Origin of the sequence: Arthrobacter sp. KN11-1C, assembly GCF_052180225.1 — a bacterium.
GTDB lineage: Bacteria > Actinomycetota > Actinomycetes > Actinomycetales > Micrococcaceae > Arthrobacter.
Map to the genome: position 1 here is coordinate 2,011,757 of NZ_CP197467.1, position 13,511 is coordinate 2,025,267.

Consider the following 13,511-nt stretch of genomic DNA (forward strand, 5'->3'; position numbering starts at 1 on the left):
ACCTTTGAGCGCATGAAAAAGCGGCCCGGGACTGTCTGAATGGCACAGTCCGGGCCGCTTCTTCGTGGTGCGTGATTCCCGCCTAAACGCCGGCGATATGGCGGACCGCGTCCAAGTAGGGCATGTTGATGGCGGCATCGGCTACCGCCCGAACGGCTGGCTTGGCGTTGAACGCCACACCGATGCCCGCGGCGCCCAGCATGTCCAGGTCATTCGCGCCGTCGCCCACCGCGATGGTGTGCTCCAGGTCGATTCCCTCGGCAGCAGCCCACTCGCGAAGGTACTTCTCCTTGGCCGCGCGGTCGATCACGTCGCCAAGGACCTTGCCTGTCAGGAAGCCGTCAACGATTTCAAGTTCATTTGCGATCCAGTAGTCCAGGCCGAGTTCCTCCGCGATGGGCCGCAGGATCTGGTTGAAGCCACCGGACACCACCGCCACCGCATGGCCGGCGGCCTTGAAAGCGGCCACGAGTTCCGCGGCACCCTCGCTCAGGCGAACCTCGGCACGGACGGCGTCGACGACGGCGGACGGCAGGCCTGCGAGGACCGCCACCCGGGCGTGGAGGCTTTGCGCGAAGTCCAGTTCGCCGCGCATCGCGGCCTCCGTGACGGCCGATACTTCCTCGCGTTTGCCGGCGTGTGCGGCAAGCAGTTCGATCACTTCCTGCTGGATCAGGGTGGAGTCCACATCCATGATCAGCAGCTTGCGCGAAGCGTCACGCAGTGCGTCGGTGACGATCGCGGTGTCCATGCCCGGTGCCGCGGCCTCAGCGACCCTGTGCCGGATGCCTGACAAGTCGGCGACAGTAGCCCCGTCAACGGCCAGGCCCATGGTGTAGACCCCGAAGCGCTCGTCCCCGGATTGCGACTCCGACGTGAAGGAAGCCCCCGAACCGGACAGCACCTTGCGCAGGTGATCAAGCTCCGAAAGGGACAGATTCACGCCATAGCTGACGGCGGTCAAGTTCGAACTCATGGCTGCAATCTTAGCGAGCGGCGAACCGCCGCCCGAACTCGTGTTTCATCCACGTCGTCTCGCAAACCATGTGACCGAAGTTCCAGTTATCTATCGCCCCTATTTTTGTCCTAGTGTCTACTCCTATGAGTGATGTTCTTGAATTGGCTTCCGTCAGCGTTGTCCGAGGTACCAAGACCCTGCTGGACAAGGTTGACTGGCAGGTCAATGAAGGCGAACGCTGGGTCATCCTCGGTCCCAACGGTGCCGGCAAGACCACTCTTCTCCAGATCGCTGCCGCCCGGATGCACCCCACGAGCGGGAAAGCCGGGATCCTTGACGAGACGCTGGGCCGCGTGGATGTCTTCGAGCTCCGTCCGCGCATCGGCCTTTCCTCCGCGGCCCTGGCCACCCAGATCCCGGAGCAGGAGAACGTGCTGAACGTTGTGGTCACCGCCGCTTACGGCGTGACCGGCCGCTGGCGCGAGGGGTACGAGCGCGACGACGAGCGCCGCGCCTTCGGCCTTCTCAACGAGTGGGGCATGGGCCCGCTGTTGAACCGCTCCTTCTCTTCGCTTTCCGAGGGTGAGCGCAAGCGGGTTCAGATCGCCAGGGCCCTCATGACCGATCCTGAGCTGCTCTTGCTCGACGAGCCGGCCGCGGGCCTGGACCTTGGCGGACGCGAAGAGCTCGTCCACAAGCTCGGCGAGCTCGCCCGCGACGAGGACGCTCCCGCCATGGTCCTCGTGACCCATCACCTTGAAGAAGTTCCTCCGGGATTCACCCACGCCATGCTGCTTCGCGACGGCGGGGTAGTTGCCGCTGGACCCATCGAGGAAGTCCTGACAGCGGAACACCTCAGCAACACCTTCGGCCTGCCCCTGGACGTGACCGAGAACTCCGGCCGCTATACGGCCACCGCCCGCCGCTAGGCCGGGGCAGCGAGAATCAGTGGAGATCCTTAGCGGCATCCTGGTCTTTTTCGCGGGCTTGTGGGCCGGAACGATCAACAGCGTGGTCGGATCCGGCACGCTCGTGACCTTCCCGGTCCTCATCGCCCTCGACTACGCACCCGTCACGGCGACCATCAGCAACGCCATGGGGCTCGTTGCAGGCAACGTGACAGGAGCCTGGGGCTACCGCCACGAACTCCAGGGCAGGGGCAGGCAATTGCTGCGCCTCTTGCCGGCGTCGCTGCTTGGCGGGATCACGGGTGCCTGGCTGCTGCTGCACCTCCCGGAGAAGGTCTTCTACTACGCCGCACCCATCCTGATCGTCGTCGCGCTGCTCATGGTGCTCTTCCAGCCCAAACTCCAACGGTGGGTCCAGGACCGGGCCGGCAACCCGGAGCACGCCATCCACGACAAGCGCCACACCGTGATCCTCGTGGTGTTGGTGTACCTCGCCGGTGTCTATGGCGGCTACTTCGTCGCCGCCCAGGGCATCCTGCTCGTGGGCATCCTGGGTGTCTTCATGACGGGCACCATCCAGAACGCCAACGCCATGAAGAACATCCTCGTGTTGGCCGTCAACGTGGTGGCAGCCTGCTCCTACCTCCTGTTTGCCTTTGGCCGGATCGAATGGCCGGTGGTGGCAGTGATCGCTGTCAGTTCATTGATCGGCGGGCTGGTGGGCTCCAAAGTGGGGCGGCGCTTGAAGCCCTTTGTGCTGCGCATCGTGATCTTCGCGCTGGGCATCGTGGCACTGGGCTTCATGATCGCCAACCTGCTGAAATAGGAACCTGTGACTTTCCACCACCTTGAGTCTGCCGACGACCCGCGCGTTGCCGACTACACGCAACTGACCGATGTCCACCTCCGCAAGCTCCGCGAGCCCGCTGAGGGCATGTACATCGCCGAGTCGTCCAGGGTCCTCCGACGCGCCCTCGCCGCGGGCCATCAGCCGCGCTCCTTCTTCCTGGCGGACAAGTGGCTGAAAGACCTCGACGACGTTTTCCAACAGTTCCCCGAGGTCCCGGTCTACATCGGCAAGGCTTCCCTGCTTGAGGAAATCACGGGATTCCACCTGCACCGCGGTGCCATGGCGGCCATGCACCGGCCGGCGCCCGTGCCGCTTGAGGAACTACTGGCCGGGGCGCACCGCGTGGCGGTCCTCGAGGACGTCGTCGACCACACGAACGTCGGCGCCATCTTCCGTTCCGCGGCCGCGCTCGGGGTGGACGCCGTGCTCGTGTCCCCGCGCTGCGGAGATCCCCTGTACCGCCGCAGCGTCCGGGTAAGCATGGGCACCGTGTTCCAGGTTCCGTGGGCGCGGCTGGAGTCCTGGCCGGGTGATCTTGAACGGCTCAAGGAACAGGGCTTCACCGTCGCCGCCATGGAACTGACAGACGATGCAGTGGACCTCGACGAGCTCGCCGCGGGGAACCCCGGAAAGCTCGCCCTCGTCCTCGGCACGGAGGGCGCGGGCATGAGTCCGGAGACGCTTGCCGCCGTCGACCTCGCGGTAAAGATTCCCATGCGTGCCGGCGTCGACTCGCTCAACGTCGCTGCCGCCTCGGCCGTGGCCTTCTGGGAGCTGCGGCCGCGCGGTTGACCGGTTCGTATGGCCCCGCCGCTTCCGCTATGATTGATTGTTGGCCCGGCACGCGGAATCTGTTTCCAGTGCGAGGACCGCATCCATTCATACCTGGCAGCTGGCAAAATCCAGCTGCGTGAACAAAAGGTCCCATTATGAAGTCTGATATCCACCCGAAGTACGAAGCTGTTGTTTTCAACGACCTGGCTTCCGGCGTCAAGTTCCTGACCAAGTCCACCGTGTCTTCTTCCAAGACCATCGAGTGGGAAGACGGCAACACCTACCCGGTCATCGACGTCGAAATCTCCTCGGAGTCCCACCCGTTCTACACGGGCAAGCAGCGCATCATGGACTCTGCAGGCCGCGTCGAGCGCTTCAACGCTCGCTTCAAGGGCTTCGGCGGCAAGAAGTAATCAACTTCACCTCCAAGCTTCTGTGAAAGCCCGCACCCGCCGGATCTTCGGTGGCTGCGGGCTTTTGCATTTTCCGGCAGGATGGAAACCATGACTTCCAGCATGGCATTCCAACATGGCGAACCCCGGCTCCATGGCGAATACAAGGTCCCCGGCGGCAAGCTCGTGGTGGTCGACCTCGACGTCGTGGACGGGCGGTTCGAGCACGTCTCGCTCAGCGGGGACTTCTTCCTGGAACCGGACGAGGCCCTTCTGGACATCAACCGGGCACTCACGGGCCTCCCGGAAAGTTCGACGCCGGCCGAGATTTCCGCTGCCGTTACCGCCGCGTTGCCCGCAGGCTCAGTCCTGTTCGGCTTCTCCGCCGACGCGGTCGCCGTCGCTGTCCGCAGGGCGCTGTCCAAGGCCAGCGGGTGGGCGGACCACCAATGGGAGGTCATCGCGCCGTCGGTCCTTCCCACGCACCTCAACGTCGCGTTGGACGAGGTCCTCACCGAACAGGTCGGGGCCGGACTCCGCAACCCCACCTTGCGCTTCTGGGACTGGGAAGAGCCGTCAGTGGTGATCGGCAGCTTCCAGTCTTTCCGCAACGAGGTGGATCCCGACGGCGTCGCGCGCCACGGCATCACGGTGGTCCGCCGCATCAGCGGCGGGGGAGCCATGTTCATGGAAGCCGGAAACTGCATCACGTATTCGCTTTATGTGCCACAAAGCCTGGTGGATGGCATCAGCTTTGCCGATTCCTACGCGTTCCTGGATGCGTGGGTCATGGCCGCTTTGGAAAAACTGGGCATTACGGCGTTCTACGTCCCGCTCAATGACATCGCCACCGAGCAAGGCAAGATCGGCGGCGCCGCGCAAAAGCGCCTCGCCAACGGCGGCATGCTGCACCACGTCACCATGAGCTATGACATCGACGCCGACAAGATGGTGGACGTCTTGCGCATCGGCAAGGAAAAGCTATCCGACAAGGGCACCCGCAGTGCGAAGAAGCGCGTGGATCCACTCCGCCGGCAAACCGGCCTGGCGCGGACTGACATCATCAAAGCCATGCAAGAGGTTTTCACCGAGCGCTACGGCGCCACGGAGTCCCGCATCACCGACGTCGAATTGGCAACCGCCCGGGAACGCGTGCAGTCAAAGTTCGGAACCGAAGAATGGCTGCACCGTGTTCCTTAAATGCGGGTGTCCCTTGACTGCGGGCCTTCCTTAACTGCCGTTGTCCCTTAGCCGCAGGTTTTCGCTAGTTACTCCGCCCGGTACGCATCCACTGCCCGTTCCAGGACCGGACCATAGAGCGGCCATGAATCGGCCGACGCAGCCACGATGAGGACGCTGCTGCCCTTGTTGCCCGCGACGAGGCAAGCGATCTCACGGTAACGGTTGTTGCCGACATGGGTCACGTAGCTGTCCTCCACGCAGGAACCCGTGCCGCCAAGGAAAGCCATTCCATTGCGGTCAGCGATCTTCGTGGGTGGCGAGGAATTCTCGTCCGCCAGATGGTCGAGCCTGAAGGCGATCCAATTGTCCAGCGACTCGCTGCCCTGCCGGGGAGTCGCGTTGAGGTAGATCCGCAAATCGCCCGTTGACGATGTGGCTGTTGCGGAGAGGCTGCCGGGGTCGCTTTCCGCAGGAGCCGCATCGGGAGGGATGGAAAGGACTCCGGTGCCGTCCGGAAGCTCCATGGTTTTCCATCCTGCCGGGGCCGGTGCCGCGTTAAACCATGCGAACGGCGCTTCGGCGGGCTGCCCGACGCGGGTCCCAGGGCTTTGAACGGCGGAACTGCAAGCTGAAACGGCCAGGATCGCAGCCGTGCCCAAGGAGAGCACCGCGAACAGCACTACTCTGTGCCGGGCCGGTGCGCTACCGGTTTCCATCGCCGTCGTCCGGTCCGCCGTGGTCGTCGCCGTCGCGGTCGCCTCCATTGGGGTGCAGCGGGGGCGGCGGAACCATGTGTGATGGTGCCGGTGCCGGAGGCGGAACGACGGCGGGCGGCGGAACAACGGCAGGCGGCGCCGGGGGTGGCGGAACGACGGCGGGCGGAACAGCCGCTGGCGGAGGCGCCGGCGTCGTCGTCGGGCTCGGCGATGGCGTTGAGGGCGTCGGGGCGATGGTGTCCAGCGAAGGTGACGGCGGGCTTGGGGCGGGCGTTGTGCTCGCCGGCGGGCTTGCAGGTGCCGGAGTGGCGGGTTGTCCGCCGAAGCATCCTCCGAGCAATAGGCTGGTGCCCAGCGCCGCGACGGCGAGCACGGGGCGAGGAATCTTCATGGTGACCGTCCTCAAGAAAGGCCCATGCGGAGCGCCGGGCTTTGCCCCTAAAGACGGTGCCGGCGATCCCCTTGGTTCAAAGACCGGCTTGTCAACGCCGGATCGCCGGCTCCCGCATCAGCCCTGCTGCGGCGCTACACCGTCCTGCAGCGAAGCACCGGCGGCCTGGGCCGTCAGGGCGCGGAACAAATGGCTTCGCTGCTCGATGATGATGCGCCGGAGCGCGCCCGGAGCGGCCGTGTGCGCGCTCAGCCACTCGTCCGTGCGCCGAAGCACCGGATGATCTGCCGGAGCCATGCCGTCCCGCAGGTCCTGGGATGCCGGGAACAGGCCCCGCACGATCCGGCTTGCGATCTCGATGCTCCGGGACTGCCAAACATCCTCCAGACAGTCGAAGTACTGTTCCGTGAAGCCGTCCAGGAGCCCCGAGGGGGCAAGGGAGAACCCTGCGATTGTCGCGCTCAGAATTTCGTTGGAGAGCCCTGTGTCGTTGACTGCGGCCTTCCAGGCGGCCGCCTTCACGTCGGCATCGGGACGGGAAGCTGCTGCCAGGGCATGGCCTTCGCGTCCTGATGCGGTGTGGTCCACGGCGAGCTCGGCATCCAGTTCCGATAGCGTGGCCGCTCCGTTGGCTGCCAACGCCTGCCACAGGCTCCATCGGAGATCCGCATCCACCGTCAGCCCGTCCACTGTCACGCTGCCGGAGAGAATGCCGCGGAAGAACTCGACGTAGGCGCCGGCATGGCGCGACAACTGGGCCAGGGTCCTTGCCCACGCGAGTTGCTGGTCCGAACCCGGCTCGGAGCTCCGCAACTGCATCGCGCTGGCCGCCATCAGGCCCTCCCGGACCTCATCGCGCTGCGGAGCAGGGACGTAGCGCTCGACGGCGGTAACGGCGTTGCCCAGGACGTTGAGGAGGACGCCGATTCCCGGTTCGGCTGGGGCGAAGCGCTCGACGGCGGTGACGTACAGCGCCGCCGGAGTGACGGCGTCGCGCGCTGAATCCCACAAGGCAGTCCAGCACAAGGCCCGGGCCATGGGGTCGCTGAGGCGGTCCAAGGAGGAACGTACCGTTGCCTCGGACTCCGCATCCAGGCGGACTTTGGCATAGCTGAGGTCCTCGTCGTTGACGAGGAGGAGGGCCGGGCGCGGCGTGCCTGCGAGTGCCCCTACCGTGGTGTCGGCACCTTCGAGGTCGAGCTCGATGCCCTCCGTGGGGATCAACCGGCCGCCGTCGTCAAAGTTGTAAAGACCGATCCTGAGCCTATGCGGCCGGTGTTCCTGCTTGCCCGTGACGGGATCCACGGAGTCCTGCCGCAGGGTGACAGCCGCCATGGCATCGCCGCTCCCCGAGATCTCCGCCGCGATGGTGGAGATGCCCGAGGTCTGCAGCCATTGGCGGGCCCAGGTTCCAAGGTCCCGGCCCGATGCCGCGCCCAGGGCTTCGAGGAGGTCGCCCAGCGAGGTGTTGCCGTACTCGTGATCTTTGAAATAGCGCCGCGAGCCGGCAATGAATGCCTCGAAGCCGACGTAGGCCACCAATTGCTTGAGCACGGACGCGCCCTTGGCATAGGTAATGCCGTCGAAGTTCTGCTTGGCGGCTTCCAGGTCGGGAATGTCCGCGACGATCGGGTGGGTTGTGGGCAACTGGTCCTGCAGGTAGGCCCACGATTTGCGCTTGTTCGCGAAATTCACCCAGGCGCTGTCCCAGTCCGTCGCCTTGTCCACGCCGAGTGTGCCCATGTAGTCGGCGAAGGATTCCTTGAGCCAGAGATCGTCCCACCAGGTCATGGTCACGAGGTCGCCGAACCACATGTGGGCCATCTCGTGCATGAGGGTGTTGGCGCGGGCCTGGTACTGGGCATCGGTGGCGCGAGAGGTGAAGACGTACTTCTCCGTGAAGGTGACGAGTCCGGGATTTTCCATCGCGCCAAGGTTGTACTCGGGCACGAACGCCTGATCGTACTTGCCCCACGGGTACGGGTAGTCGAAGAGATCGTTGAAGAAGTCCAAGCCGTTCTTCGTCAGCCGGAAAACCTCGGCGGCATCGAAGGACTCTTGCATGGACGCGCGGCAATAGAGCGCCAGCGGAACCTCAAGGTTCGTCCCGTCGTCGAGCGTCGTGCTCCAGTGGTCCTCGGCGCGGAAGTACGGACCGGCGAGGACGGTGGTGATGTAGGTGGACATCCGCTTGGTGGTGGCGAAGTCCCAGCGGCTCGTGGCCGGATCGCTGGTCAATTGCGTCCGGGAGACCTCGGCGCCGTTGGAGGCCACCTGCCAGGCGGAGGGTGCCATGACGTGGAAGGTGAATTCGGCCTTCAGGTCCGGCTGTTCGAAATTCGCGAACACGCGGCGGGCATCCGCCGGTTCGTATTGCGTGTAGAGGTAGCACTGCCCGTCGGCGGGGTCGACAAAGCGGTGCATGCCCTCGCCTGATCGGCTGTACAGGGCGGTTCCGGTGACTGTGACCTGGTTTTCGGCCTGGAGATTGTTGAGGTGGATCCTGTCGCCGTCCACCACTTCGGCGACGTCGAGTCCTTTTCCGTTGAGGAAGACGCTGTGCACGCCGCCGTGGATGAAATCCAGGAACGTGGAGGAGCCAGGCTCCGCGGAGAAGTTGATGACGCTGCGGCTCGTGTACCCCGGCACGCCGGCATCGGCGGCTTCGCGGACGTCAAGGGAGACATCGTAGCTGTGGGTGCTGATCAGGGCTGAACGGGTGGCGGCTTCGGCGCGCGCCAAGTTGTGATTCGACACCCAGCTATCTAATCATGAGCAAGACGGCGCCCAAGCCCAGGAGGGCGATAAGGAACCAGGAGCCAAGCGCAACGAGCACGGCACGGCCGCCAGTGTGCAACAGGGTGCGGACGCGGACCGCGGAACCCAGCCCGAACAAGGCCGAGGCGAGCAGGATGTCCTGGAGCCCTCCCGCGGCATCCAGCACGCCGGGACCAAGCCAGCCCAGGGAACGCACGGCTACCATCGCGATGAACCCGAGCACGAAGAGAGGGACGATCGGCGGAAACTTGCCGCCGTCGTCGTCCGCTTCGGCGCCGTTACGCGACTTCCGCCGTATGGACCATCGTTGCGCAAGGCCCGCTCCGGCGACGATGGGGGCCAACAGGACCACCCGGGTCAGTTTCACGATGACGGCGAGCGCCAGCGCCACCGGGCCGGCGGTCTGGGCGGTGGCTACTACCTGGCCGACGTCGTGGACCGAGGCGCCGGTCCATGCCCCGAACTGTTCCGGGCTCAGGCCCAAGGGGTGCATGAGCAGGGGCAGGACGCCGATGGCGAGCGTTCCGCACAGGGTCACCAGGGCGACGGGCAGGACCGTGTCCTGGTGTTTGATGCGGCGCACAGCGGCCATCGCTCCGATCGCCGAGGCGCCGCAAATGGAGAAGCCAGTGGCTATCAGGAGGGCGGCATCGCGCGGAAGCCTTACCAGCCGGGCCAGCCCGTACGTGCCCGCGAAACTGAGGAGGACGACGGCGGCAATCAGGACGAGCGCAAACCAGCCCAGGTTGAGGACATCCACAACGCTGACCTTCAGACCCAGCAACACGATGCCCGCCCGCATGTGGTGCTTGCCGGCGAAGTCGAGGCCCGGGCGGGCGCGTCCGGCAGCCCAGGTTGCCGTGCCCGGTATATTTGCAGCTAACAAACCCAGCGCTACAGCGGCTGTCATGGCAGGGATGGGGGGAAGCAGGGCATGGACAATGAAGGCAAGTCCGGTGGCTGCCACTGCCATGACGATCCCGGCTCCCAATCGGGAGACGGGGATCGGAAAACGCTTGGGGTGCATTCGTCAACCTTGATGCATGCAGGCGCTGAAATGCGAACCGGGTTCACACTTGGTGTCGCAACACGCAGAACGCGAAATGCGTTCGTAATCGAAAAGGTGATTGTCTGAATCCCATGTCAGAGCTATTCCGGGATTACTCCGAGGCCGCCGTCCGTTCCGGCGCCTACGACGAAATGTTCGCCCCAGGCACCGTTGCCCGAAAATCCTACGGCCAGGTGGACGGCGCACTGCGCGAGCTTTCGCTTGCCGATGTGAGCGCCCGCGCTGAGTCGATGGCGCGGACCTTCCTGGACCGGGGCGTCACCTTCGATTATGCGGGGGAGGAGAGACCCTTCCCGCTGGATATCGTGCCGAGGGTGATTCCGGCTGATGAGTGGGATGTTCTTGAACGGGGTGTCAAGCAGCGTGTCCGCGCGTTGGAGGCGTTCCTGGATGATGTCTACGGTCGGATGACGGTGGTCGCTGACGGCGTCGTGCCGCGGGCGTTGGTGACCACGAGTGCGCATTTCCATCGGGCAGTGCATGGTTTCGAGCCGGCAGGGGGCGTGCGTGTGCATGTCTCCGGTATCGACGTGGTCCGCGATGCGGCCGGCACGTTCCGGGTGCTGGAGGACAACGTCCGCGTACCGTCCGGCGTGTCCTACGTGTTGGAGAACCGCCGGGCGATGGCAAAGGGTTTGCCGGAAGCGTTCGGGCAGCAGCACATCCGTCCGGTCGAGGAATACCCGCGCCGTTTGCTCTCGGCATTGCGCAAGACGGCCCCCTCCGGGGTGGACGACCCGACCGTGGTGGTTTTGACCCCCGGGGTCTTCAACAGTGCCTACTTCGAACACACCCTGCTGGCCGGGTTGATGGGCGTTGAACTGGTCGAGGGCAGGGACCTCATCTGCCGCGGAAACCGGGTCTACATGCGCACCACCGCCGGCGAGCAGCGCGTCGACGTGATTTACAAGCGGATCGACGATGAATTCCTGGATCCGCTGCAGTTCCGCTCCGATTCCATGCTCGGTTGTCCGGGACTCGTGAACGCGGCCCGGGCAGGCGGAGTGACCATCGCGAACGCCGTTGGAAACGGGGTGGCCGATGACAAGCTGGTCTATTCCTACGTGCCTGACCTGATCAGGTACTACCTGCACGAAGAGCCGGTCATTGCCAACGTGGAGACTTTCCGGCTCGAAGAAAAGGAAGCCCGCGAGCAGGTCCTCGACCGGCTCGAGGAACTCGTGGTCAAGCCGGTGGACGGGTCCGGAGGCAAGGGCCTGGTGATCGGTCCGGATGCCTCGCGGGACGAGCTGGATGCTTTGCGGAAGCGGGTGCTGGCGGATCCGCGTGGCTGGATTGCGCAGCCCGTGCTGCAGCTTTCCACCGTGCCCACCCTCTCGGGGGACCGCTTCGGGCCCCGCCACGTGGACTTGCGTCCGTTCGCAGTGAACGACGGCGACGACGTCTGGGTGCTGCCGGGCGGGCTGACCCGCGTGGCATTGAAGGAGGGCTCGTTGATCGTGAACTCTTCCCAGGGTGGTGGTTCCAAGGACACGTGGGTACTCTCGGACTCCCCGCAATTGCCCGCGGCAGAGTTGCCCCGTTCCGCCATCACGGTCCGTGAACAGGTTTCGGTCTGGCCGGTCGAAAGCAACTGGCGGGACCGCCAATCGGACCAGCAGCAGTGACCGGTCACGCCGCGGTGCCGGAGCAGGATACATCCATCGTTACAACGCAGGACCCGAAGGAGGCGCAGCCCCATGCTGAGCCGTATTGCTGAATCCCTTTTCTGGATCGGCCGTTATGTGGAGCGGGCCGACGGAACGGCCAGAATCCTGGACGTCCATCTCGAACGCCTGAACCACCTTCCGCTCGAGGAGCAACGCAGCGTGGCGAGGGAACTCCTGGCTGTCATGGGAGCCCGGCCGCAGAGCGAGGAATTCGGCTTGCCGGAGCTGCTTCATGCCCTCGCTTATGACAAGACGAGTGCCACCTCCATTGCCGGGTCCCTGGGGGCTGCGCGGGAGAACGCGCGGCGTGCGCGCGAGACCGTGTCCTCCTCATTGTGGGAGAGCCTCAACACCACGTACTACGGGCTGAACCAGCACCGCAAGGACGTCGTCGGGACGTACCGCTTCTGCAACTGGGTGCTGGAACGCACCGCCATGGTCAGGGGCCTCGCGGACACCACGGTGAGCCACGACGAAAGCTGGCTCTTCCTGGTCCTCGGCCGCTCGCTCGAACGGGCCGACATGACCGCGCGGATGCTGTCCACCAGGGATGTCCTCTCCGCGGGAATGTCCTGGGTGAACATGCTGCGTTGCGCCGGCGCCTACGAGTCATTCCTGCGGACCCGCCGTGCGGCCTTCGGAGACCAACACGCTGCCGAGTTCCTGCTGCTGGACCGTTTGTTCCCGCGCTCCATCGTCTTCGCCCTGCGCGACGCCGACGAGTGCCTCGCGAAGTTGGATCCCTCCGCGCAGCGGGTCGGCTTCATCAACGACGCCCGCCGGATCGTCGGCCAGGCCCGCACCTTCCTTGAATTCCACCGCACGGACGATCTCATGTCCGAGCTGCCCGAGCATATGGACCGGGTGCAGAAGGCCGTCACGCAGGCGTCCGACGCGATTTCCCGTAAGTACTTCAATCAGGCGGATGAACTGGCCTGGGTGGGAGAAGTTTCATGACCCGGCTGAGCATCGTCCACAAGACGGCCTACAAATACAACCGCCGCGTGACCCTGTCGTACAACGAGGCGCGCATGACCCCGCTGACCGATCCGCAACAAGTGGTGCTTGAATCCTCGCTGAAGATCACGCCGTCGCAGGCTGCCGTGAGCACCTACCGCGACTATTGGGGCACCCGCGTCACCGCCTTCGATATGCAGATGCCGCACGAGCGCCTCGAAGTGGTGGCCACCACCACCGTTGAGGTCCACCGGGTGGAGCGGGTGGCCCTGGACGAAGAGATCGTCGGCTGGGATGTAATGGCTTCGGACGAGATCCGGGACCAGTTCAGCGACTGGTTGCCGCAGTCGCAGCTCACCGGTCCGGGGGAGGAAGTCCTCGGGATCATTCCCGCCGTCGTCGCCGGCAAGAACCCGCACGAGACGGCCATGGCCATCTTCGAATGGATGCGCGGCGAAATGAGCTATGTGAAGGGCACCACCGGCGTCACCACCAACGCCGAGGAGGCCTGGAACCAGCGTCAAGGAGTCTGCCAGGACCTCGCCCACTTGGCCATCGGCTCACTGCGCAGCTGCGGCATCCCTGCCCGGTACGTGTCCGGTTACATCCATCCACGGCCCACGGCCGAGATCGGTGAAACAGTCGCGGGCCAATCGCACGCGTGGCTGGAATGGTGGGACGGCGAATGGCGCAGCTGGGACCCCACCAACCACAAGCCTGCCGGGGATCTCCACGTCACTGTGGCGCGCGGCCGGGACTATCGGGATGTTCCTCCCCTGAAGGGCATCCTGTCCGGCGGCGGTGGCTCAGGCCTCACTGTGACCGTCGAGATCACCCGGCTCACCTAGGAGGCCCGCTGCCCTCCG

13 protein-coding genes are annotated in these 13,511 nt (G+C 65.0%); 8 read left to right on the plus strand and 5 right to left on the minus strand.

Going from position 1 to position 13,511, the window contains the following annotated elements:
- Nucleotides 1–82: 82 nt before the first annotated feature.
- A complete protein-coding gene (gene serB / locus ACSBOX_RS09415) occupies nt 83–976 on the minus strand; it encodes a phosphoserine phosphatase SerB (protein WP_442545754.1) in 894 nt (297 codons plus the stop codon).
- 125 nt (nt 977–1,101) lie between these two features.
- On the opposite strand from serB, the gene ACSBOX_RS09420 reads away from it, so the two are divergent.
- From ACSBOX_RS09420 to ACSBOX_RS09440, 5 genes are all read left to right on the plus strand, one after another.
- Nucleotides 1,102–1,887, plus strand: coding sequence for an ABC transporter ATP-binding protein (locus ACSBOX_RS09420; RefSeq protein WP_059389255.1), 786 nt, complete (start codon nt 1,102–1,104; stop codon nt 1,885–1,887).
- Between the two features lie 19 nt (nt 1,888–1,906).
- Nucleotides 1,907–2,692: a sulfite exporter TauE/SafE family protein gene (locus ACSBOX_RS09425; protein ID WP_442545755.1), complete on the plus strand. Its 786-nt coding sequence runs from the start codon at nt 1,907–1,909 to the stop codon at nt 2,690–2,692.
- Between the two features lie 6 nt (nt 2,693–2,698).
- Nucleotides 2,699–3,508, plus strand: coding sequence for a TrmH family RNA methyltransferase (locus tag ACSBOX_RS09430; protein ID WP_442545756.1), 810 nt, complete (start codon nt 2,699–2,701; stop codon nt 3,506–3,508).
- A 137-nt stretch (nt 3,509–3,645) separates the two neighbouring features.
- On the plus strand, nt 3,646–3,903 hold the full coding sequence (locus ACSBOX_RS09435) for a type B 50S ribosomal protein L31 (protein ID WP_009358283.1): 258 nt from the start codon (nt 3,646–3,648) through the stop codon (nt 3,901–3,903).
- Between the two features lie 81 nt (nt 3,904–3,984).
- Nucleotides 3,985–5,082 carry a lipoate--protein ligase family protein gene (locus ACSBOX_RS09440; protein ID WP_442545757.1) on the plus strand — a complete coding sequence of 366 codons (1,098 nt, stop codon included), beginning with the start codon at nt 3,985–3,987 and terminating at the stop codon, nt 5,080–5,082.
- A gap of 68 nt (nt 5,083–5,150) precedes the next feature.
- On the opposite strand, the gene ACSBOX_RS09445 is transcribed toward ACSBOX_RS09440, so the two are convergent.
- The 4 genes from ACSBOX_RS09445 to ACSBOX_RS09460 all read right to left on the minus strand — a co-directional run bounded on the left by ACSBOX_RS09445 (nt 5,151) and on the right by ACSBOX_RS09460 (nt 9,976).
- Nucleotides 5,151–5,780, minus strand: coding sequence for a hypothetical protein (locus ACSBOX_RS09445; protein ID WP_442545758.1), 630 nt, complete (start codon nt 5,778–5,780; stop codon nt 5,151–5,153).
- Nucleotides 5,767–6,171 carry a hypothetical protein gene (locus tag ACSBOX_RS09450; protein ID WP_442545759.1) on the minus strand — a complete coding sequence of 135 codons (405 nt, stop codon included), beginning with the start codon at nt 6,169–6,171 and terminating at the stop codon, nt 5,767–5,769. The genes ACSBOX_RS09445 and ACSBOX_RS09450 overlap by 14 nt, the downstream gene beginning before the upstream one ends.
- A gap of 117 nt (nt 6,172–6,288) precedes the next feature.
- Nucleotides 6,289–8,928 carry an aminopeptidase N gene (pepN, locus tag ACSBOX_RS09455; protein ID WP_442545760.1) on the minus strand — a complete coding sequence of 880 codons (2,640 nt, stop codon included), beginning with the start codon at nt 8,926–8,928 and terminating at the stop codon, nt 6,289–6,291.
- Between the two features lie 4 nt (nt 8,929–8,932).
- Nucleotides 8,933–9,976, minus strand: coding sequence for a YeiH family protein (locus ACSBOX_RS09460; RefSeq protein ID WP_442545761.1), 1,044 nt, complete (start codon nt 9,974–9,976; stop codon nt 8,933–8,935).
- 113 nt (nt 9,977–10,089) lie between these two features.
- Between ACSBOX_RS09460 and ACSBOX_RS09465 the strand changes: the two genes are divergently transcribed.
- The 3 genes from ACSBOX_RS09465 (at nt 10,090) to ACSBOX_RS09475 (ending at nt 13,493) form a co-directional block, all read left to right on the plus strand.
- A complete protein-coding gene (locus ACSBOX_RS09465; protein WP_078108850.1) occupies nt 10,090–11,646 on the plus strand; it encodes a circularly permuted type 2 ATP-grasp protein in 1,557 nt (518 codons plus the stop codon).
- A gap of 72 nt (nt 11,647–11,718) precedes the next feature.
- On the plus strand, nt 11,719–12,645 hold the full coding sequence (locus ACSBOX_RS09470) for an alpha-E domain-containing protein (RefSeq protein ID WP_078108851.1): 927 nt from the start codon (nt 11,719–11,721) through the stop codon (nt 12,643–12,645).
- Nucleotides 12,642–13,493, plus strand: a complete 852-nt coding sequence (locus ACSBOX_RS09475; RefSeq protein WP_442545763.1) for a transglutaminase family protein — start codon at nt 12,642–12,644, stop codon at nt 13,491–13,493. Before ACSBOX_RS09470 ends, ACSBOX_RS09475 begins: the two co-directional genes overlap by 4 nt.
- Nucleotides 13,494–13,511: the final 18 nt, after the last annotated feature.